At 56.1% G+C, this 22969-nt stretch carries 18 protein-coding genes; 4 read left to right on the plus strand and 14 right to left on the minus strand.

Annotated elements, in window-relative coordinates; all coding sequences use genetic code 11:
• Both uvrA and uvrB read right to left on the minus strand, forming a co-directional pair.
• Window positions 1–2874, minus strand: a complete 2874-nt coding sequence (gene uvrA / locus EVJ20_RS06575) for an excinuclease ABC subunit UvrA (RefSeq protein ID WP_131507337.1) — start codon at window positions 2872–2874, stop codon at window positions 1–3.
• Entirely contained in the window at window positions 2875–4851 is a 1977-nt protein-coding gene (gene uvrB, locus EVJ20_RS06580) for an excinuclease ABC subunit UvrB (protein ID WP_442899271.1), read from the minus strand.
• Window positions 4852–4994: 143 nt separating this feature from the next.
• Here uvrB and EVJ20_RS06585 point away from each other — a divergent pair, with 143 nt between their 5' ends.
• The 3 genes from EVJ20_RS06585 (at window position 4995) to glpK (ending at window position 8207) form a co-directional block, all read left to right on the plus strand.
• Window positions 4995–5852, plus strand: coding sequence for a sulfite exporter TauE/SafE family protein (locus EVJ20_RS06585; RefSeq protein WP_131507339.1), 858 nt, complete (start codon window positions 4995–4997; stop codon window positions 5850–5852).
• 99 nt (window positions 5853–5951) lie between these two features.
• Entirely contained in the window at window positions 5952–6659 is a 708-nt protein-coding gene (locus tag EVJ20_RS06590) for an MIP/aquaporin family protein (protein ID WP_131507341.1), read from the plus strand.
• A 30-nt stretch (window positions 6660–6689) separates the two neighbouring features.
• Window positions 6690–8207: a glycerol kinase GlpK gene (glpK, locus tag EVJ20_RS06595; RefSeq protein WP_131464009.1), complete on the plus strand. Its 1518-nt coding sequence runs from the start codon at window positions 6690–6692 to the stop codon at window positions 8205–8207.
• Window positions 8208–8244: 37 nt separating this feature from the next.
• Here the strand turns inward: glpK and EVJ20_RS06600 are convergent, their stop codons facing one another.
• From EVJ20_RS06600 to cspD, 12 genes are all read right to left on the minus strand, one after another.
• Window positions 8245–9381, minus strand: coding sequence for a PDZ domain-containing protein (locus EVJ20_RS06600; protein ID WP_131507343.1), 1137 nt, complete (start codon window positions 9379–9381; stop codon window positions 8245–8247).
• A 40-nt stretch (window positions 9382–9421) separates the two neighbouring features.
• Window positions 9422–10825, minus strand: coding sequence for a S41 family peptidase (locus EVJ20_RS06605; RefSeq protein ID WP_131507345.1), 1404 nt, complete (start codon window positions 10823–10825; stop codon window positions 9422–9424).
• A gap of 98 nt (window positions 10826–10923) precedes the next feature.
• The gene (locus tag EVJ20_RS06610) at window positions 10924–12258 is read right to left on the minus strand and encodes a murein hydrolase activator EnvC family protein (protein WP_131507347.1); all 1335 of its coding nucleotides are present in this window, start codon (window positions 12256–12258) and stop codon (window positions 10924–10926) included.
• Window positions 12259–12283: 25 nt separating this feature from the next.
• Window positions 12284–13186 carry a permease-like cell division protein FtsX gene (gene ftsX / locus EVJ20_RS06615; RefSeq protein ID WP_131464015.1) on the minus strand — a complete coding sequence of 301 codons (903 nt, stop codon included), beginning with the start codon at window positions 13184–13186 and terminating at the stop codon, window positions 12284–12286.
• Window positions 13176–13862 carry a cell division ATP-binding protein FtsE gene (gene ftsE / locus EVJ20_RS06620; protein WP_071397982.1) on the minus strand — a complete coding sequence of 229 codons (687 nt, stop codon included), beginning with the start codon at window positions 13860–13862 and terminating at the stop codon, window positions 13176–13178. The genes ftsX and ftsE overlap by 11 nt, the downstream gene beginning before the upstream one ends.
• Window positions 13863–14199: 337 nt before the next feature.
• The gene (locus tag EVJ20_RS06625; protein ID WP_070328675.1) at window positions 14200–15819 is read right to left on the minus strand and encodes a BCCT family transporter; all 1620 of its coding nucleotides are present in this window, start codon (window positions 15817–15819) and stop codon (window positions 14200–14202) included.
• Between the two features lie 104 nt (window positions 15820–15923).
• A complete protein-coding gene (cccB, locus tag EVJ20_RS06630) occupies window positions 15924–16256 on the minus strand; it encodes a cytochrome c551 (RefSeq protein ID WP_131507350.1) in 333 nt (110 codons plus the stop codon).
• A gap of 107 nt (window positions 16257–16363) precedes the next feature.
• The gene (locus EVJ20_RS06635; RefSeq protein WP_131507353.1) at window positions 16364–17221 is read right to left on the minus strand and encodes a YitT family protein; all 858 of its coding nucleotides are present in this window, start codon (window positions 17219–17221) and stop codon (window positions 16364–16366) included.
• 61 nt (window positions 17222–17282) lie between these two features.
• Entirely contained in the window at window positions 17283–18383 is a 1101-nt protein-coding gene (prfB, locus tag EVJ20_RS06640; protein ID WP_016508664.1) for a peptide chain release factor 2, read from the minus strand.
• A 54-nt stretch (window positions 18384–18437) separates the two neighbouring features.
• Window positions 18438–20960 (minus strand): preprotein translocase subunit SecA, encoded by a 2523-nt coding sequence (gene secA / locus EVJ20_RS06645; protein WP_131464019.1) that lies wholly within the window; start codon window positions 20958–20960, stop codon window positions 18438–18440.
• Window positions 20961–21101: 141 nt separating this feature from the next.
• Window positions 21102–21662, minus strand: coding sequence for a ribosome hibernation-promoting factor, HPF/YfiA family (gene hpf / locus EVJ20_RS06650; RefSeq protein WP_016508657.1), 561 nt, complete (start codon window positions 21660–21662; stop codon window positions 21102–21104).
• Window positions 21663–21987: 325 nt separating this feature from the next.
• Entirely contained in the window at window positions 21988–22185 is a 198-nt protein-coding gene (cspD, locus tag EVJ20_RS06655; RefSeq protein ID WP_035386012.1) for a cold-shock protein CspD, read from the minus strand.
• A 271-nt stretch (window positions 22186–22456) separates the two neighbouring features.
• Between cspD and EVJ20_RS06660 the strand changes: the two genes are divergently transcribed.
• Window positions 22457–22951 (plus strand): competence protein ComK, encoded by a 495-nt coding sequence (locus tag EVJ20_RS06660; protein ID WP_131507442.1) that lies wholly within the window; start codon window positions 22457–22459, stop codon window positions 22949–22951.
• The last annotated feature ends 18 nt before the right edge of the window (window positions 22952–22969 follow it).

Here is a 22969-nt window from a genome sequence, read left to right on the forward strand (position 1 = left end):
TTATTTCTTTTTTCCTGCTTTCGGTTTGGCCCGGGCCGCATCGCGTTCGAGCACCGGTTTCAAATACTTTCCGGTGTACGACGCCGTGACTTCGGCGACTTCTTCCGGCGTCCCGGTCGCGACGATCGCGCCGCCGCCGTCCCCGCCTTCCGGTCCGAGGTCGATCAAGTAGTCGGCCGATTTGATGACGTCTAAGTTATGCTCGATGACGAGCACCGTGTCCCCGTTCTCGACGAGGCGCTGCAATACGATTAACAACCGGGCGATATCGTCGACGTGAAGACCGGTCGTCGGCTCGTCCAAGATGTAGATCGTCTTGCCGGTCGAACGTTTGTGCAGCTCAGACGCGAGCTTGACGCGTTGCGCTTCCCCGCCCGACAGTTCGGTCGCCGGTTGTCCGAGCTTCATGTAGCCGAGGCCGACGTCAGAAATCGTCTGGATCTTCCGCTTGATTTTCGGAATCTTGTCAAAGAAGTCGAGTCCTTCCTCGATCGTCATGTCGAGCACGTCGGCGATCGTCTTCCCTTTATACTTCACTTCGAGCGTCTCCCGGTTGTAGCGTTTGCCGTGACAGATCTCACACGGGACATAAACGTCTGGAAGGAAGTGCATTTCGATCTTGATGATCCCGTCCCCGCGGCACGCCTCACAGCGTCCGCCTTTGACGTTGAAACTGAAGCGGCCTTTCTTGTAACCGCGCATCTTCGCCTCGTTCGTCGACGCGAACACGTCACGGATGTCATCGAACACACCCGTATACGTCGCCGGGTTCGACCGCGGCGTCCGTCCGATCGGCGACTGGTCGATGTCGATGACTTTATCGATCTGGTCAAGCCCTTCGATCGTCTTATGCTTCCCTGGCTTCGCTTTGGCGCGGTTAATATGGTGCGCGAGCGACTTGTACAGGATCTCGTTGATGAGCGTCGACTTCCCGGAGCCGGAGACACCGGTGACGGCGATGAACATACCGAGCGGGATCGATACGTCGACCTCTTTCAAGTTGTTCTCTGCTGCTTTGACGATCCTGATGAAACGCTCGTCCGGCACTTTGCGCTCGGCCGGCAGCGGGATGAACCGTTTCCCGGACAAGTATTGACCGGTGAGCGACTTTCGGTTCTTCATAATCTGCTTCGGTGTGCCGGCGGCGATGACTTCTCCGCCGTGCTCTCCGGCGCCCGGTCCGATGTCGATCAAGTAGTCGGCCGCCATCATCGTGTCCTCGTCATGCTCGACGACGATGAGCGTATTGCCGATGTCGCGCATCTGTTTGAGCGTCGCGATCAAGCGGTCGTTGTCACGCTGGTGCAACCCGATCGACGGCTCGTCCAAGACGTACAAGACGCCGGTCAGCCGCGACCCGATCTGCGTGGCTAGACGGATCCGCTGCGCTTCCCCGCCTGATAACGTCCCGGCCGCCCGCGACAACGTCAAGTAGTCGAGACCGACGTTGTTCAGGAAGCTGAGCCGTTCTCTGATCTCTTGCAAGATGAGCCGGGCGATGGCGATATCTTTTTCGCTCAGTTCGTCCATGAGCGACTCGAACAAGGCGAGCGCATGCTCGACCGAGAGTGTCGTCACTTCCCCGATGTGGCGGTCGGTGATCTTGACGGCGAGCGTCTCTTCTTTCAACCGATAGCCGTTACACGTCGGGCAGGCGTGCGTCGCCATATACGTCTCCATCTGTTCCCGGATGTAATCCGACGTCGTCTCTTTATAGCGACGCTCGATGTTGCGGAGCACCCCTTCAAAAAAGATCGTGTTCGTCCGGACTTGGCCGAAATCGTTCTCGTAGCGGAACAAGAACGATTCTTCTTCCGTCCCGTGCAAGACGAGGTCTTGGTCACGTTTTGACAGCCGTTCGAACGGCACGTCCATGTCGATGTCGAAATGCTGACACATCGAGGCGAGCAGCTGCGGATAATATTGCGAGCTCGTCGGCTGCCATGCGACGACCGCGCCTTCTTTCAGCGTCTTCGACGGGTCTGGGATGACGAGCTCCGGGTCGACGTCGAGTTTCGTACCGAGACCGTCACACGTCGGGCAGGCCCCGAACGGTGAGTTGAACGAGAACATGCGCGGCTCGAGCTCACCGATCGAGAAGCCACAGATCGGGCAGGCGTGGTGCTCGCTAAACAACAGCTCGGTCCCGTCCATCTTGTCGATGATGGCGCGGCCGTCCGCGAGGCGGAGTGCCGTCTCGAGTGAATCGGCGAGGCGGCCTTCGACGTCAGCACGGACGACGAGCCGGTCGACGACGACTTCGATCGAATGTTTCTTGTTCTTGTCGAGCTCGATGTCATCGGTCAGTTCGATCGTCTCCCCGTTGACGCGGACACGGACGAACCCTTCTTTTTTGAGCGAGTCGAACACTTTGACGTGCGTGCCTTTCCGTCCCGACACGATCGGCGCCAAGATTTGCAGGCGCGTCTTCTCCGGGAGCTCCATCACTTGGTCGACCATCTGCGAGATCGTCTGGCTTGAGATCTCGATGCCGTGGCGTGGGCAGACCGGTTTCCCGATGCGGGCGAACAAGAGTCGTAAGTAGTCATAGATCTCCGTCACCGTCCCGACGGTCGAGCGCGGGTTACGGCTCGTCGTCTTCTGGTCGATCGAGATGGCCGGGCTCAACCCTTCGATCGTATCGACGTCCGGCTTGTCCATCTGTCCGAGGAACTGACGGGCGTATGCCGACAGGCTCTCGACGTAACGGCGCTGCCCTTCGGCGTAGATCGTATCGAATGCGAGCGATGACTTCCCTGATCCCGACAGACCCGTCAAGACGACGAGCTGGTCACGGGGGATATCGATATCAATGTTTTTCAAGTTGTTGACGCGCGCCCCTTTGATGACGATCGCATTTTTCTTTTCAGCCATTTAATTCCCTACCTTCAACTCCAAGATTAAGTCACGCAATTCGGCCGCCCGCTCGAACTGAAGATCGCGGGCCGCTTGTTTCATTTCTTCTTCTAGTTTGCCGATCGCCGCCTCGCGCTCGTCTTGATTCATCGAGCTGAGCGACTCGAGCACTTCTTCTTCGGCAGCGACGGTCGCGCGGATGACGCCGCGCACTTCTTTGCGGATCGTCTGCGGCGTGACGCCGTGCTCTTCATTGTATTCTTGTTGGATCGTCCGACGGCGGTCGGTCTCCCCGATCGCCCGCGTCATCGAATCGGTCATCTTGTCCGCGAACAGGATGACGTGGCCGTTCGAGTTACGGGCCGCCCGCCCGATCGTCTGGATGAGTGACCGGTCAGAACGAAGGAACCCTTCCTTGTCGGCGTCGAGGATCGTGACGAGACTCACTTCCGGGATATCGAGACCTTCTCGCAGCAAGTTGATCCCGACGAGGACGTCGTATTTACCGAGTCGCAGGTCACGGATGATCTCGATCCGTTCGAGCGTCTTGATCTCGGAGTGCATATAGTTGACCTTGATGCCCGCTTCACGGAGATAGTCCGACAAGTCTTCGGCCATCTTCTTCGTGAGCGTCGTCACGAGGACGCGTTCGTCCTGTTTGATGCGGTCGCGGATCTGGTCCATCAAGTAGTCGATCTGTCCTTTGATCGGGTGGATCTCGATCGTCGGGTCGAGTAGACCCGTCGGCCGGATGATCTGCTCGATCATGTTTGGTGTATGCTCGAGCTCGTACGGGCCCGGTGTCGCCGAGATGAAGATCGCCTGATTCAACTTCTTCTCGAACTCCTCGAACTTGAGTGGACGGTTGTCCTTGGCCGATGGTAGACGGAAACCGTGGTCGACGAGCATTTGTTTGCGCGCCTGGTCGCCGTTGAACATCCCGCGGACTTGCGGCAATGTCACGTGTGACTCGTCGGCGATGAGCAAGAAGTCTTTCGGGAAGTAGTCGATGAGCGTGTACGGCGTCGCTCCTTCTTCCGTCAAGTTCAAATGACGCGAGTAGTTCTCGATGCCTGAACAGTAGCCCATCTCGCGCATCATCTCGAGGTCGTAGTTCGTCCGCTGCTCGAGACGTTGCGCTTCGAGCAGTTTGCCTTCTTCGCGGAACTTCTCGAGCTGTTGCTCGAGCTCGGCCTCGATGTTGATGATTGCCTTTTGCAGCTTCTCGTCGCGGGTGACGAAGTGGGATGCCGGGAAAATCGAGACGTGTTCACGGTCGGCGATGATCTCGCCGGTGAGCGGGTTCATCTCGCGGATGCGGTCGATCTCGTCACCGAAGAATTCGACGCGCAAGCACTGCTCGTCGCGTGACGCCGGGAAGATTTCGACGACGTCGCCGCGGACACGGAAGCGCCCGCGCTGGAAATCGATGTCGTTCCGTTCATATTGGATGTCGATCAGTTTGCGGAGCATCTGGTCGCGCCCCATCTCTTTGCCGACGCGGAGACTCAAGACGAGACTGTTGTATTCTTCCGGGTTACCGAGACCGTATATACACGATACGGATGCGACGATGATGACGTCATCCCGCTCGAACAAGGAAGACGTCGCCGAGTGGCGGAGCTTATCAATCTCGTCGTTGATCGAGGCGTCTTTCTCGATGAACGTGTCGGTCGACGGCACGTACGCCTCCGGTTGATAGTAGTCATAGTAGCTGACGAAATATTCGACGGCGTTGTTCGGGAAAAATTCTTTGAACTCGGAATAGAGCTGGCCGGCGAGCGTCTTGTTGTGGGCTAAGACGAGAGTCGGCTTCTTCACTTCCTGGATGACGTTCGACACGGTGAACGTCTTCCCGGTACCGGTCGCACCGAGCAACGTCTGGTAACGGTCGCCACGATTGACACCTTCGATGAGTTGGCGGATCGCCTCCGGCTGGTCGCCGGCCGGACTGTATTCCGAATGTAATTCGAACGGAAGCTTGATCTTGTCCATGTATATTCCTCGCTTTCTGTCCCTTGCATATTGACTTGATTATAGCACATACACGAACAAATATTCGCTTCTGAGACGCTTCCCAAACCGCTCTTCGATTCGCTATAGTAAGGTGGAATCTAAACAGAAATGGGTGGGTCGTCATGTGGTCACTTCTCTTTATCCCGCTCGGCGCGGTCGTCGGCGCCTTGTCCGGTTTCTTCGGAATCGGCGGCGGTGTCATCATCGTCCCGGTGCTCTTGTTCAACGGATATTCGGCGGCCGAGGCGGTCGCGACGTCACTTTTGTTCGTCGTCGGGACGAGCCTGGCCGGGGCGAAGAAGCACTCGTCGCTCGGCAACGTGGCTTGGTCGACCGGCCTCACGGTCGGTCTGGCCGGCGCCGTCACCGCGCAGCTGTCGAGCCGGCTCGTACTCTCGATCTCCGGGACGTATGACTGGTTGCTGAATGTGTTCTATTTGCTTATCCTTTCTTATTTTGCCGTTACGCTTCTAAAGAAAACATCGAAGCCGCCGAAACGGAAAAAATCCGGATTGGCCGCAAGTTTCTCCATCGGGGCGATCGCCGGGCTCTTGTCGGCGCTCCTCGGTATCGGCGGCGGTTTTATCATCGTCCCGTTGCTCGTGAGCTGGCTCGGGTTTTCGACGCACCGTGCCGTCGGGACTAGTCTCGCCGCCGTCCTGTTCATCTCGCTCGGCGGGCTCATCGGTTACTTGCCGTCGCTGTCGCTCGATTACGTTGCCCCGCTCGCCTTGGTGACAGGTGCTTTCATCGGTGCCCCATTCGGCGCAGCGCTCACGAATCGTTATCGGGACCACGAGATTTCAAGGCGGCTCGCTTGGCTCTACTTGGCTGTCATCGCCTCGATCGTGCTCGACCTCGGGGCGACATGGTGGACACCGTTCTCTTATGCGAGCTTGAGTATCCTTGCTGTCTTTCTCGTCGGCATCAGCATCGATTTTTCCAAACGATTTTCCAGTCCGAACCACTTTCCTCATTAAGAAGTGGTTTTTTTCAATATCTTGGTTTTAAAGCGCTTTCAAACGGGGGATATAGAAAAGTGGTAAGCCAAATTCAATATGGAAGGAAGGGAGTATCACATGTCAGCATTTGTCAGCGAAATTATCGGTACGATGCTACTCATCTTGCTCGGTAACGGTGTCGTCGCCGGCGTCGTCCTCCGCCACTCGAAAGCCGAGAACGGCGGCTGGATCGTCATCACGTTCGGTTGGGGTCTCGCCGTTATGGTCGGGGTGTACGCCGCAGGTATTTACGGAGGCGCGCACATCAACCCGGCCGTCACAATCGGACTCGCCACGAGCGGGGCATTCCCGTGGGAAGATGTGCCACTGTACATCCTTGCCCAGTTCATCGGGGCGTTCATCGGGGCTTGTCTCGTGTACGTGCACTACAAACCGCACTACGACGCGACCGACGACCCGGGTGCGAAGCTCGCGACGTTCTCGACCGCTCCTGGTATTCGGAACACTCCGTTCAACTTGATTTCGGAGATCATCGGAACGTTCGTCCTCGTCTTCGCTTTACTATCGTTCGGGGCCAACACGTTCGCAGATGGATTAAACCCGCTCATCGTCGGTTTCTTGATCGTCTCGATCGGTCTCTCGCTCGGTGGAACGACCGGTTATGCGATCAACCCGGCCCGTGACCTTGGACCGCGGATCGCGCATGCGATACTCCCAATCAAAGGCAAAGGGACGTCCGACTGGGGCTATTCATGGATTCCAGTCGTCGGACCGATCATCGGCGCTGTCATCGCCGCGTTGCTCTATGGTATCCTCGTCCCATAATCACCCTAACTTCTAAGGAGGCACATTCATATGGACAAAGAAAAACGGTATATTTTAGCAATCGACCAAGGTACGACCAGTTCACGGGTCATCATCTTTGACCACGACGGTAAGATCGTCACGACCGCTCAGCGCGAGTTCAAGCAGTACTTCCCGAAACCAGGCTGGGTTGAGCATAACGCCAACGAGATCTGGGGTTCGGTCCTCGCCGTCATGGCCGAGGCGTTCGGTTCGGCCGACATCGACCCGAAAGAGATCGCGGCCATCGGCATCACGAACCAACGGGAGACGACGGTCGTCTGGGAGAAATCGACCGGCAGACCTGTCTACAACGCCGTCGTCTGGCAATCGCGTCAGACTGCCGGCATCTGTGACGAATTGAATGCGGCCGGTCACGCCGACTTGTTCCGCGACAAGACCGGATTATTGATCGACGCTTACTTCTCGGGGACGAAAGTGAAATGGATCCTCGACAACGTCGAAGGCGCCCGTGAGAAAGCGGAAGCCGGGGAATTGTTGTTCGGAACGATCGACACGTGGCTCATCTGGAAACTCTCGGGCGGTCTCGCGCACGTCACCGACTACTCGAACGCGTCACGGACGCTCATGTACAACATCTACGAGCAGAAGTGGGACGATGAGTTGCTCGACATCCTCACCGTACCGAAGTCGATGCTGCCTGAAGTCAAGCCATCGAGTGAAGTATACGCCCACACGATTCCGTACCACTTCTTCGGATTCGAAGTCCCGATCGCCGGCGCGGCCGGTGACCAACAAGCCGCCTTGTTCGGCCAAGCCTGCTTCGAGTCAGGCGAAGGGAAGAACACATACGGAACGGGTTGCTTCATGCTTATGAACACGGGAGAAGAAGCCGTCAAGTCGGACCACGGTCTGTTGACGACGATCGCCTGGGGCTACAACGGCAAAGTCGAGTACGCGCTCGAAGGATCGATCTTTGTCGCTGGATCAGCCATCCAGTGGCTCCGTGACGGACTGCGTATGCTCAAGTCGGCGAAAGATACGGAACAGTATGCGAACCGTGTCGACACGACCGACGGAGTCTACGTCGTCCCGGCCTTCGTCGGACTCGGTGCCCCGTATTGGGACTCGGACGTCCGCGGCGCCATCTTCGGGATCACCCGCGGTACGGAAAAAGAACACTTCGTCCGGGCGACGCTCGAGTCGCTCGCCTATCAGACACGCGACGTCTTGACGGCGATGGAGCAAGATTCTGGCATCGCATTGAAGACGCTCCGCGTCGACGGTGGTGCAGTCAACAACGACTTCCTCATGCAGTTCCAAGCGGACATCTTGAACGTACCGGTCGAACGTCCGGAAGTGAGTGAGACGACGGCGCTCGGCGCCGCCTATCTTGCCGGACTCGCCGTCGGGTTCTGGAAAGACCAGAACGAGATCAAGCAGCAATGGAAACTCGATCATCAGTTCGAACCGAACATGGACGAAACGCATCGTGAAGCGCTCTACAAAGGCTGGCAACACGCCGTCGAAGCGACGATGGGCTTCAAACCATCAAAACTTGAAGTATAAGCATACGAAAAGGAGCATCCGTCGCGGATGCTCCTTTTTATAATTTCCGTAAGCGCAAGCGCGGGCTCATCGGATCCCCGACGAACAAGATGCCGAGCTCGTGCGGATCGGCCTCATACATCGCCCGTTGCACGAAGCGGATATCCCCGTTCAAGTTGAGCACTTCGAGCTTGATGTACGGCTTATGGAGTTGAAGCGCCTCATAAAAGCTGCTCCCTCCGGTGATGACCGTACCGTTCACTTTGTAGATCGACTCACCTGGTATGAGCTGCATCGTCTCCCCCGGCGAACCCGGAAGCGTATCGATGATGACCGCCCCGCGGTTCCCGTTCAGGAAGACCGGTGTCGTGCCGCGGTTCTCCCGTTTGATGAGCTGCAAGGCAAGCTCGTACAAGACGAACAGACCGATCAACACATAAGCGACGTACGGGACGTCTAGGACGTACGACCCGGCGAACAAGCCGAGCGCGACCACCGCGAGCAAACCGCGATACAGGCTCAAGCGGCCGAGCAGCGTTCCCGGCAGTGCCCCGGTCGACAGCAGGCTGACCCCGATCGGGATCGGCAAGATGACCGGCACCGAGAAGTCGAGCCCGAACGACGGCGGTAAAAAGACGACGAGCGGAAAGAACCAAACCCGCTTGACGACGTGTCCGCCGATGAACTGGCCACGCTTCGACAAGATGAGCGTCGGTGACGTCTCTTTGATCCCGTTCCAACGTAGGAGGATCGCTTCGGCGAGCGTGACGATGCCGAACACGAGCGCATACACCGGCCACTCGACGTCGGCGAGCCGGTCGACCCAATTCGTGAGCCCGGCTAGCGGGACAACGTCGCGCAGACCGATGACCACGAGCATGATCAGGAACGGAAACGCCGGACTCATGAAGCGCGGATGCATCGTCAAGACGATCAGGGCGTAGAGGACGGTGAACGTGACGACCCACTCAAAGTTGACTGTCGTCTCGAGCAAGACGGTCGCTACAGTTCCGAGGACCGCGAGCAACAGACTCGGCCACACAAAGTGGCGCCAATCTGACTTCGGCGAGCGTCGGCGCGACCGGAACATGCTTCGCTCCCGTTTAACGCGCGTCATGGATATGTAAGCGAGGGCGACGAACGTCGCCCAGAGCAGCGGACTACCTAACAAGGTCAACAAAGCGGTAAAACTCATTCGTAGAACGTCCACACTTGTCCAATCCTTTCCCTAATCCTTATTTTGCGGCTTCTTCAAGTGCCCGGTTCAACTGGGCATCGTTCGCCTCGTCTTGGATGACTTCAAGCAACCGTGACTCGAGCGCGGACGCCGTCGCTTCATTGACGACCCCATCCTCCGCCAAGTTGTTGTCGGCTTGGAAGTCCGAGACCGCCTGTGCCATCGTGTCACCGAAGTAACCCGCCTGACCGCCCGGCTCATAACCGATCCCGGTCAACACCGTATGCAGGTTCGACACCGTCTCGCCGTAGTCCCCGACTTTGAGCGAATCCTCTTCCGCGAGGATGCGGTTGACCCCAAAGTAATCCGGTTGATCGACCTCAACGTCAGGCTCGATACCCGTCTCGTTGATCCAATTGCCGTCCGGTGTGAGCCATTTGCTCGTCGTCAGCTTCAAGTTGCTACCGTCTTCCAAGTCGAACGCCGTCTGGACGACGCCTTTCCCGAACGTCGTGTTGCCGACAACCGTCGCACCGGCGCCTTCTTTGAGCGCACCGGCCAAAATCTCGGACGCCGAGGCCGAGCCTTCGTTCGTCAAGACGAACAACTTGTACGGCTTCGCCTCACGGGCGCGTCCGTTTTGGGCCTCACGTTCCCCGTCGGCGTTCTCGATTTGAACGACCGGCTTATCCGTCGGGACGAACCCTTCGGTCATCGCGATGACGGCCGGCAAGAGACCACCCGGGTTGCCCCGGACGTCGATGATCAAGCTATCGATATTTTGGCTCTCGAGCGTCTCGAGCTGCTCTAAAAACTCATCGGCCGTCGGCTCTGAGAACTGGGTCACTTCGAGATAGCCGATTTTTTTGCCGTCCTGCTCTTTCACTTCCGAATAGACCGTCTCGATCGGGATCGTATCCCGCGTGATCTCATAATCGGCCTCTTGCCCGCCGCGACGGATCGTCAGCGTGACAACCGTTCCTTTTTCACCACGGATGAGCTGGACCGCCTCTTCGACGGCCATTCCTTCAATCGATTCGCCGTCGACCGCGGTGATGATATCCCCTGGGCGAAGGCCTGCCGCTTCAGCTGGTGCACCTTTGATCGGAGCGACGATCAAGATGTCTTCTCCTTTCTTCTCCAAAGTTGCGCCGATTCCTTCAAAGCTCGACTCGATCGAGTCGGTGAACTGTGACGTCTCTTCCGCGTCGAGGAAGTCAGAGTACGGGTCATCGAGCGCTGCCGTCATGCCGTCAAGGGCGCCGGTCAACAAATCTTCTTCCGAGATGTCCTTTAGCGAGTGCGTCTCGATCAAGCTGCGGACTTGTTCGACCTTGTCCCAACCTTCTGCTTTCGGTTGGATTGGTAACCTCGTATCGGTGAACGCCATCGTCGCCAGGCCTGCACCGGCCCCTGCCACGAACGTCGCGCCGGCGAGTAGTCCTGCGGTTGTGTTTTTCACGGGTAAGTCCCTCATTTCTTTTTGTCGGTCTTTCATCCAGTATAGCAAAAACTTCAGAAAAACGGACGCGTTCCACATATTTGGGACGCGTCCGTCTGTCAGTAGCCGATATAAGGGCCCGGGTCGACCGCATTTGGTTGCCCGGGTGCCCATTCCCCACGGTGGAGCTCGAAGTGGAGATGCGGTCCCGTTGACCAGCCCGTGTTGCCGAGCGTACCGATCGTCTGGCCCGCCCCGATCGTCTGGCCGGCCGTTACCGTGATCGAATCTAAATGACCGTAGACGGTCGTCCAGACCTGCCCGCTCACGACGTGCGAGACGAAGACGACGTTGCCGTAACCGGTCGCTTCAGCCGCCTTGATGACGATACCTGGGGCGGCCGAGACGATCGGTGTGCCGGTCGCGTTGACGATATCGATGCCGCGGTGCGATTCGGGCGCCCCGGTGAGCGGGTTTTCACGCGGTCCGAACCGGCTCGACACGTAACCCGATACCGGACGCAAGAACGTACTGACCGGAGCCGTGACGGCTTCCGGTTCCGCTGCTGGCGGTGCCTGTGGTGTCACGGTTTCTTGATTCGCTTCGGCTCGTTCAGTGGCTTCGGCCCGTGCTCGCGCTTCTGCGGCGGCTTTCGCCTCGGCCTCTTGTTTCGCGCGCGCCTCGGCTTCCGCTTGTTCCCGTTCAGCCGTCGCGATCGCGTCGAGCTGACTGGCGATGATGCGGCGCTGTTCGTTCATGAGCGCCTGTTCTTCGTCACGGGTCATCTGTTCGAGCTCGAGCAGTTCGACCTGCTCGTTCAGTTCCGAGAGGAGCGCATGTTTCTCTGTGGCCGCTTGATCGAGCGCTTGTTTCGTGACGACGAGCTCGCGCTCTTTTTGTTTGACGAACGACAGCTGTGTCCGTTGTGTCGTCTCGAGCGTCTCGAGGCGCTCGACTTCATGCATATAGCTATGTATGAGGTCCCGGTCTTGCTCCGCGATCGTCTGTGCGGTCATGAGCCGCGTCACAAAATCCCCGAACGAGCGGGATTCGAACACGACTTGGAGATAAGACCGGTCCTCATGGATTTGAAGCACACGAAGACGCTCACTAAGGAGCGCCTTCTGGCCTTCAAGATACTGCCCTTGGGCAGCGAGTTGTTGGCGGGTCGCTTCGAGCTCTGAGCGTGCCGCGTCCGCTTCGACTTGCTGGACGGCGATCTGTTCACTTAAGCCCTCGAGACGTTCATTGACGGCGCGGATCTCGGTTGAGACCGCGTCGCGCTGTGCCTCGGTGACTTCGAGCTCGGCGTCCGTCTCGACTTGCGCTTTTTTAGACTGCTCCAATTGATTGGATAGACGATCTTGTCGTTCTTTCAACGTCTCTTTCTCCGTCGCCATGACCGGCGCGGCGAGTAGCGTCAAACTTAATCCAAGCGCAAGCGAACGTTTCATCCGCCAATTCCTCCTCATATTTAAATTAAACTTTTAAGAATCGACCGAGCGATGTCGTCGATCCCCAGATCCCGATGAACGCACCGAGCGCAAGCAAGACGAGCGAGACTTGCGTCGTGAGTACCGATGGATCGATCAATTTAAATATATCACTATTCAGTTGATCTAGCGATGGTTGTAAAGCACCATATGCGACGTCATACCCGAAATAAATGACCGCGATCGGGATGAGCGCGCCGAGCACACCGAGCAGAAGACCTTCGATGAAGAACGGCCAGCGGATAAAGCTGTTTTTCGCTCCGACGAGACGCATGATCTCGATTTCGCGACGGCGTGAGAAGATCGTCATCTTGATCGTGTTCGAGATGAGGAACATCGCCATGAGCGTGAGTCCGACGATCAACACGAGTCCACCGATGCGGATCCCGTTGAAGAAGGCGAACATCTTATCGATATAGTCCTGACCGTACGTGACCTTATCGACGTTTTCAAGTGACTGGACTGCGTCGGCGACCGTCTCCGTGTTGAGCGGGTCTGCCGCTTTGACGATATAGCGGTCATGGAGCGGGTTGTCTTTCTCGACCGTACCGTACGCGTTGGCGTCTTCCCCAAGCTGGTTGCGGAAGTTTTCGAGTTCATCCTCTTTCGAGCTGAACGTCACCGAGGCGACGCCCGGGATTTGTTCTAAGTTTTCCCCAAGTTTCTCGACGTTCGCTTCCTCCGCCGTCCGTGTGACGAACACTTGGATCTCGACGTCGTTCTCGACGTTCTCTGAGATCTCGTTGACGTTGAACATGACGAGGGCGAAGACGCCGACGAGTAACAAGGTGATGGTGACGGCACTGATGGCCGCAAACGACATCCAACCGTTGCGAAGCGTCCCTTTGAACCCTTCGCGTAAATGGCGTAGCCCACTTTTAAATATCATAGCCATATGCTCCTTTCTCTTCATCGCGGACGACTTTGCCGTTTTCGATCGCGATGACGCGATGACGGATCTTATCGACGATGTCACGGTTATGTGTCGCCATGACGATCGTCGCCCCGCGGCGATGGATCTCTTGGAATACTTCCATGATGCCCCATGCCGTATCCGGGTCTAAGTTACCGGTCGGCTCGTCGGCGATGATGAGCTTCGGCTTGTTGACGATGGCGCGGGCGATCGAGACACGTTGCTGTTCGCCACCTGACAGTTCGTCCGGATAGTTACGTGCCTTATGTTTCAATCCGACGAGGTTCAAGACGTCCATGACTTGCTTACGCATCGTATTCGTGTCGGCCTGAACGACTTCAAGTGCGAACGCGACGTTCTCATACACTGTTAATGAAGGGAGCAGCTTATAATCTTGGAAGATGACGCCGAGCTGGCGGCGTAGTTTCGGGACGTGGCGGTTTTTTAATTTCCCGACGTCGATCCCGTCGATCAACAGTTGACCGTTCGACGGCTTCTCCTCCCGATAAATCATTTTCATGAACGTCGATTTCCCGGCGCCGGATGGTCCGACGACGTATAAAAATTCGCCGTCTTCGATCTTCAAATCGAGGTCGTCGACTGCGACGACACCGTTTGGATATACTTTACTAACTTTTTGCATCGAGATCATAACGTATTCCCTACCCTTTTTATAAATTTTTCATGCATCTATGACGAGTGTGTGATTGTTTAGTAAGTGAATATTTTCGCCTAGCCTCAGTTCTACACGATAACTAGTGATTCTGTCAAGGCACCGTCCAAGTTTCTGAACGGGCCAAGATTCATCCGGTTCAGTAGTAGGAGCGCCTACAATTATAACAACCAGAATTTTAAATAACCATTACAGGATTGTTTCAGTTCGATTGAGTTCGGTGTGAAATTGTTGAACTGAACGTCCGTTTCACGTCGCGGTCACATTTGGTGAAACTCACATTCAAATAGGCACTCGCCGGGGCGAGTGCCTATGTTCAATCGTTCCGTTTATCGGTCGGACGTTTTTTCAACGCGTCGAACGGTGAACGTTTCCGTTTCCGGTATTTGATGTGGATCGTCGGTGACTCATACTCTTCCGACGCCCGGATGTCTTTGCTTGAGACGCGCATGAACGACCAGGCGAGGAGCACCATGATGAAGATGAGCGGGAATCCGCCGACGATGCTCGCCGTCTGCAACGTGTCAAGCCCACCGAGGAACATGAGCGTCAGCGGCATGATACAGAGAGCGAACGCCCAAAACAGGCGGTTCCAGACGAGCGGCTCTTCTTCGACATGCTTTTGCGTGACCGATGCCAAGATGTAGGAAGACGAGTCGAACGTCGTCGCGAGGAAGATGATCGCGAGGAGCGTGAACACGGCGACGACGACTTTACCGAACGGCAGCTGGCCGATAATGGCGATGATCGTTGCCGGCGGTCCGTACATGTCCATATACGAGATGACGTCGAACGCACCGGTCAAGTGGAGGTAGAGCCCGTAATTGCCAAGTATCCCAAAGAACAGGATACAGCCGAACGTCCCGTACACCATCGTCCCGATGACCATCCCGCGGATCGTGCGCCCCCGCGAGATCCGGGCGACGAACAGGCCGACGAACGGTGCGTAAACGAGCCACCACGCCCAGTAGAACACCGTCCACGATTCCGGGAAGCCTGTCTCTTCGAAGCCGCCGAGGTTGCCGAACGGCTCCATCCACGTCGCCATCAAGAAGAAGTTGTCGAGCATCGTGCCGACTCCGTTGAACGTCGTCTCCAAGATGAACCGGGTCGGACCGAAGGCGAAGACGAACGTCAGGATAATGATGGCGAGCCAAATGTTCAAATCGCTCAGCACTTTGATGCCCCGTTTCAAGCCGACGTACGAGCTGATGGCGAAGATGACGGTACAGATGAGCATGATGACCGCCTGCATGCCGAGCGTGACCGGGATGCCGGTGATCTCGTTCACCCCTTCGGCGATCATCGGTGTCCCGAGGGCGAGCGTCGTGCCGGCCCCGCCGAGAAGACCGAAGATGAACAAGATGTCGATGACTTTACCGACCGGTCCGTCCGCCCATTTGCCGATGACGGGCCGGACCGCCTCGCTCACTTTCAACACCGATTTGCGGCGTACATAATAGAAGTAAGCGATCGGGAGCGCCGGTAGCGTATAGATCGCCCAAGCGATCGGCCCCCAGTGGAACATGCCGTAGGCGGTCGCCCATTGGATCGCCTCGGTCGACTCCGGTGTGACACCGAACGGCGGTCCTTGATAGTAGTACACCCATTCGATGACCGACCAATACAAAATACTTGAGCCGATCCCGGCGGCGAACAACATCGCCGCCCAAGAGAACGTGCTGAACTCGGGTTCCTCATCTTCAGCGCCTAACTTGACGTGCCCATTTTCACTGAAAGCGACGAAGATCAAAAATCCGAACGCGCCGAGCCCCATCGCTAAATACAACATGCCAAAGTTCGTCGTCATGAACGTGTTGGCGGCGCCGACCCATGCCTTCCCCGTCTCCGGGAAAAAGACGAGCGGCAACGTCACCGTCAGCAACAGGACGAACGCACCGATGAACGTCGGCCAATCAATCAGTTTTGTCTTCACATCATATCCACTCCGTTTCAATGTCTTTATCGTTCCTTACCAAAATTCGATCAATCCAAAACGCGGAATGCAAAAAAACCACGGTTATCCCGTGGTCCTGATGATCACTTCTTCTCGGCGAGCCAAGCCGCGACCGCTGTGATCTCTTCGTCCTTCTCAATCACGTTCGCTGGCATCGTGCCTTGTCCGTTTCGAATAATGTTCTCGATGTCTTCAGCCGAGAGGCGTGCGCCGACGTCCGTCAATGCCGGACCGCTCATGCCTTCCAAGTTCGCGCCGTGACAGGCCGCACAGTTCTGGGCGTATACCGCTTCCGCGTCGACTGAAGCCGTGTTCGAGCCCGTATCCCCATTGCTTGTCGTTTCTTCTTCATCGCCGCCGCACGCACCGAGCGTGAGCATGGCGCCGAGGCCGATGGCCATCATCCACTTCTTCATATAGGGTTCCCCTCCTAAGTTGTAGAAATTGCCTACATTATCCATTATAACCGTTTTGACACGGCCTTTAACCTAATCTCACGAAAAGTACACAAAGATTCCACATCTCACGGGACGTTGCTATACCGTTTATCTGAGGTGAAACCTTGGCCCATCACCTCGTGCGCCTCGCTGAAGATGAGGAACGCGTCGGGGTCGATGCGGCGGATCAGGTCTCTCAACCGGCTCACCTCGTTCTGACGGACGACGACGAGCAACATCGGCCGGTCGAGACGCGAATAGGCGCCGATCGCCTGGATCTCGGTCGCGCCCCGGTCGAGCTCGTCGAAGACGGCGCGCGTGATGACGTCACGCTTGTCCGAGATGACATACGCCATCTTGTCTTGCGTGAAGCCGAGCTGGACGAAGTCGATCATCTTGATCGTGATGTACAAGGCGATCAGCGCGTACAGTCCCGTCGTGAACGAGAACGTGACGGCAGCGACGACCACGACGGTACCGTCGAGGATGGCGATACAGAGATAGAGCGGGATGTGCGTGAACTTATGTAGGATCTGGGCGAGTAAGTCCATCCCGCCGGTCGAGGCCCGGCCGCGGAAGATGAGTCCGAGGCCGATCCCGACACCGACACCGCCGAACACGGCCGCGAGCAACGTGTCCTCGACCGCCGCGCCCGCACCGATTGCTTCATAAAACAAGATCACACCTGGTAAGAAGATCGAGCCGACGAGCGATTTGACGCCGAAGCCGAGCCCGAGGATCATCCAGCCGACGAGGAGGAGCAACACGTTCGAGACGAGCTGGAACGCCCCCGGCGAGATGCCGAACAGCTCGTACGTGATGATCGAGATCCCGCTGACGCCGCCCGAGGCGATGTTGTTCGGGAACAGGAACAGACTGAACGCCGAGGCGACGAACACGGAACCGGTCAATAAGTAAATATAGTCTTTGACGATTTGCTTCATTAAAGAAATTCTCCTCTACATACAACGTGGCCCAAAGACGGACGTCTTTGAGCCACATGCATCACATATTTGTCTTACGGAGGTAAGCGTCGATGAAGCCCATGATGTCTCCATCCATGACGCCGCTCGTGTTCCCGACTTCATAACTCGTGCGGTGGTCTTTGACCATCGCATACGGGTGGAAGACGTATGAACGGATCTGGCTGCCCCAGCCGATGTCTGTCTTCTCACCGCGGATCTCGTCGAGCTTGCGTTGCTGCTCATCGAGTTCGCGCTGGTACAGTTTCGCCTTGAGCATCTTCATCGCCGCTTCACGGTTCTTGATCTGTGAACGCTCGGCCTGACACGAGACGACGACACCCGTCGGCACGTGCGTGATCCGGACGGCCGAGTCGGTCGTGTTGATGTGCTGACCGCCGGCGCCCGACGCGCGATACGTGTCGATGCGGAGGTCTTCGGTTCTGACGTCGATCTCGATATCGTCATCGAATTCCGGCATGACGTCGCACGAGACGAACGACGTATGACGGCGGCCTGACGAGTCGAACGGCGAGATCCGGACCAAGCGGTGGATCCCTTTCTCTGCTTTCAAGTAGCCGTAGGCGTTATGCCCGACGATGCGGAGCGTGACCGACTTGACGCCGGCCTCCTCGCCCGCGAGGTAGTCGACCGTCTCGACTTTCCAACCTTGCTTGTCCGCGAAACGCTGATACATGCGGAGAAGCATCGAGGCCCAGTCTTGCGACTCGGTACCGCCCGCACCCGGGTGCAGCTCGAGGATGGCGTTGTTCGCGTCATACGGTCCGTTCAAGAGGATTTCGAGTTCGAACGCGTCGAAGTCGGCCTTGAGCGCCATGACCATCTCTGAGAGATCACCTTGCATCTCGACGTCCGGTTCTTCCTTGATGAGTTCGAGCGTGACTTCGCCGTCCTCGTGACCATCCGCGAGCTCTTGATACTTGTCGACCATCGCTTTGAGCACGTTCGACTCGTCGATGACTTTTTGTGCCTTCTCTTGGCTGTCCCAGAAGTCTGGGTACGTCATCTCGTTCTCGAGCTCGGCGATGCGCGCCTGTTTCTCCGTTAAGTTGAGCGATTGTCTGTAATTTTCGAGGCGTTTTGCCATGCCCTCGAGTTCGTTCCGAATATCTGAAATTTCCATAGTGAGATTCACCTTTCCGTAGGAAAGAGGCGAGCAGGCTCGCCTCTTCAAAAATTAAGCTTGTTGTTTGCCGTGACAGTTTTTAAACTTCTTGCCTGAACCACACCAGCACGGGTCGTTGCGCCCAAGGCGTTGGTCTTCTGAACGGCGGACCGGTTTTTTCTTCACCGGCGCGTCGTCCTTGCCAGACACCGCCACTTCCTCCTCGACGACTTTTTCGCGTCGGAGGTTGTCGCCGACCTCGGCACGGAGCACGAAGCCGGTCACTTCTTCCGAGATGGCCGCGTTCATCGCGTCAAACATGCTGACGCCTTCCGCCTGATACTCACGGAGCGGGTCGTTCTGTCCGTAAGCACGCAAGTGGATGCCTTGACGTAGCTGGTCCATATGGTCGATGTGCGCCATCCAGTGCGAATCGACGGCACGGAGCACGATGATCTTCTCGAACTCGTTGAACCGTTCCGGCGGTGCGAGTTGACGTTTCGCCTCATATTGGGCGTTTGTCCGCTCAAGCAACAGCTCAGTGATCTCCTCGCGTTCTTTGCCGTAGAAGTCTTTCCCGGCGACCGCATTCTCGAGGGCGAGCGTCTGGTTGGCCCAGTGCGCCAGCTCGTCGATGTTCCATTCTTCCGGCACGAGTTCGAGCGGCGTGTATTGCGCGACGCCCATCTCGACCGTCTCACGGATCATCGAGCGGACGATATCGGTGACCGATTCGTTCTCGAGGATGCTGGCCCGGTCTTTATACATGACTTTCCGTTGGTCAGCCATGACGTTGTCGTAACCGAGCAACTGTTTACGGGCATCATAGTTATTGCCTTCGACACGTTTTTGAGCCGATTCGACCGCTTTCGAGACCATGCGACTCTCGATCGGTTGCGTGTCGTCCATGCCGAGGCGCTCCATCATGCTCTGGAGGCTGTCGGTCCCGAAGCGGCGCATGAGTTCATCTTCGAGTGACAAGTAGAACTGCGATTTACCCGGGTCGCCTTGACGACCGGCCCGACCGCGGAGCTGGTTGTCGATCCGGCGCGACTCGTGGCGCTCGGTACCGACGATGTAAAGACCGCCGAGCCCGATGACACCTTCGCCGAGCTTGATGTCGGTTCCGCGTCCAGCCATGTTCGTCGCGATCGTGACCGAACCTTTTTGTCCGGCGTTCTCGACGATTTCGGCTTCACGGGCGTGGTTTTTCGCGTTCAAGACTTCGTGTTTGATCTTCTTCTTCGTGAGCAGCTTGCTCAAATATTCAGACGTCTCGACGGCGACCGTACCGACGAGGACCGGTTGTCCGGTCGCGTGCGCCGAAGCGATCTCTTCGACGACGGCTTTGAACTTGCCTTCCATCGACTTGAAGATGAGGTCAGAACCGTCTTCACGGACGATCGGCTTGTTCGTCGGGATCGTGACGACTTGCATGTTGTAGATGTTACGGAACTCTTCTTCCTCCGTCTTCGCCGTACCGGTCATCCCGGCCAGCTTCTCATACATCCGGAAGTAGTTTTGGTACGTGATCGTCGCGAGCGTCATCGATTCACGCTGAATCTCGACGCCTTCTTTCGCCTCGATCGCCTGGTGCAGGCCTTCCGAGTAGCGGCGTCCGTCCATGACCCGACCTGTGAACTGGTCGATGATCATGACTTGGCCGTCGCGGATCATATAGTCGACGTCATGATGCATGACGGCGTTCGCACGCAACGCGAGCCCGACGTGGTGGTTGACCGAGACGTGCTCGATCGCGAACAAGTTGTCGATGCCGAAGAACTTCTCGGCGAGGTCGACCCCTTTGTCCGTGAGTAACACCGATTTCGTCTTCACGTCGACCGTGTAGTCGTCTTCGAGCTTGAGCGTCCGGACGAACGCGTCGGCACGTGTGTACAACTCGGTCGATTTTTGGGCCGACCCTGAGATGATGAGCGGGGTCCGCGCCTCATCGACAAGGATTGAGTCGACTTCATCGACGATCGTGTAGTAGAGCTCACGCTGAACACGGTCTTCCTTATAAAGGACCATGTTGTCACGCAAGTAGTCGAACCCGAGTTCGTTGTTCGTCGAGTACGTGATGTCACAGTTGTACGCCGCCTGCTTCTCGACGCGGTCCATGTTCGAGACGTTCAGTCCGACCGAGAGGCCGAGCGCGAAGTAGAGCGGTTCCATGAGTTCTTTGTCACGTTTCGCCAAATATTCGTTGACCGTCACGACGTGTACGCCACGGCCAGTCAGGGCGTTCAAGTAAACCGGGAGCGTCGCGACGAGCGTCTTCCCTTCACCAGTCTTCATCTCGGCGATGTCGCCGTTATGGAGCACGTAGCCCCCGATGAGCTGGACGCGGTAGTGACGCATGCCGAGCACGCGTTCTGACGCCTCGCGACAGACCGCGAACGCTTCCGGAAGGATATCGTCAAGCGTTTCCCCTTTATCCAGACGCTCACGGAATTCGACAGACTTCGCCTGAAGCGCTTCGTCAGACAACGCCTTGACCGGCTCAGCGAATGACTCGACTAAGTCGGCTGCTTTTTCTGCTTTTTTCAATACTCGTTTCTGTGGAGCAAATAAATCTTTCAAAAAGTTCGCCATACGTTTTATCTCCTCTGCACTCAGTCAAAAATGCATGTTTTTTCCCTAATGTACAGTTTAACCGAAGTGACCCACGCTTTCAAGGAAAGGCAAAACGAAACGGCCCTCCAAGTCGGAGGGCCGTGTGAATTCAAAGTTAGATTATTCAGGTTCGATCAAGCCGTATTTACCGTCTTTCCGACGATAGACGACGTTCGTGTTCCCGGTCTCCGCGTCTGAGAAGACGAAGAAACTGTGACCGAGCATGTCCATTTGAAGGATCGCTTCTTCCGTGTCCATCGGCTTGAGCGTGAATCGCTTCGTCCGCACGAGTTCGAGTTCTGCCTCGTCCTCGTCGTAAGCAGGAATGTCTTCAGAACCTTCGAGTGATTTGAAGTACTCGCCGATCCCGCCTTCTTTGGCGCGTCCTTTACGGTTGAGCTTTGTTTTGTGTTTACGGATTTGACGCTCCAATTTGTCGACGACGAGGTCGATTGCCGCGTACATATCGAGGTTGGTTTCCTCAGCGCGAAGCAATAAGTTCGTCATCGGGATCGTCACTTCTACTTTTTGCTTTTCGTTGTACACTTTCAAGTTGACGTAAGCCGTCTGTGCATCCGTAGGAGTTGTGAAATACCGAGTCAACTTCTCCAGCTTTTTCTCGACATAGTCTTTGATGGCTGGTGTGACTTCAATGTTTTCGCCGCGAATGTTATAAATCATCTGAACTCCTCCTTAAAATAACCGCTTGAACCAATGATTCGTCATTTTGGACCGAATCTCCTGCCTCATTGCTTAAAAAGATCTTAAAAAGAAAGCGGAGGCGGGTGGCTCATATATAGTATACCCCGAATTCAGTTTATTTGAAAACGTTATCATCAGAAAATAATGACAATTTTGTTCCGATGCTCACGCCTGCAATCGAATCGGTTGTATAAAAAGAAGTTACCCGTTATCGCCGTTTTTAAACTCGTTTTCTTAAGAGAAAAATACTATGTAGACAAAACAAAAAACCGACTTCACGAGGAAGCCGGTTCACGGTTTGAAATTATAATTTTACAACGTTAGCCGCTTGTGGGCCGCGTTCGCCATCTACGATTTCAAACTCAACTTCTTGACCTTCGTCAAGAGCTTTGTAGCCGTCAGTTTGGATTGCTGAGAAGTGTACGAAAACGTCCTTGCCGCCTTCTACCTCGATGAAACCAAAACCTTTTTCTGAGTTAAACCATTTTACTTTACCTACCATGTGCAAATCCATTCCTTTCACCATTGAAGAATACAGAGGCTTTCCCTCTAATAGCTATATTACCACCTTATCGTCCTCGACACAAACATTTTCTGCTTTTTTGTAAATGAATCGTCTTTTGGCTTACATTGGAATTATATTTCCCTACTTTTCATATTGGCTTATTGAATTTACATTTTTTGTGATATATCATGGAAGAGATGATTTAGGTTTGTGCTTTTTGAGTATCGGCCGATCCTGAAAATTTAATACGAGGAGGATGGTGCAGCGTATGCGCCCCTACTATTCCGAGGAAAAATATCGCATCACGAAGCGAACCGTGGCGATCCTGCCTTGCTTTGACATGATGAAGCAATCGCGGATCATTCTCGAGGACGGCAGCGAGATCTCGACCCCGCTCCGGCCGTACCAGTTGCTGCAGCTCTCTTGCCGCCAGTACAACAGCTCGATCGAGGAACGGATCTTCGTCGCCAAACGCGTCGCCGGTGTCAAAGGCAAAGTGCCTGTCGTCATCGAACCGACGACAGGCCTCGTCTTCTTCCCGACGAAATCGCCGAAACGTGAAGATTGCGAATGGTACGCCTGGTCCCACATTCGGGAGATCGCGACTGTCGAGGGTGCCCCGCACGGCGTGATCGTCACGAAAGACGGTCACCGCATCCAGACGAACGCGACCGCGTACGTCTTAAAAAACCAGATCAAAGCGACCGGCGAATTGGTCGCCCGGTTCCAACAACTGAACATGAGCCCTGCGCTCGAATCTTGACCTGCCTTCCGTCGTTTG

The organism is Exiguobacterium sp. SH0S1, assembly GCF_004337165.1.
Lineage (GTDB): Bacteria > Bacillota > Bacilli > Exiguobacteriales > Exiguobacteriaceae > Exiguobacterium > Exiguobacterium aurantiacum_A.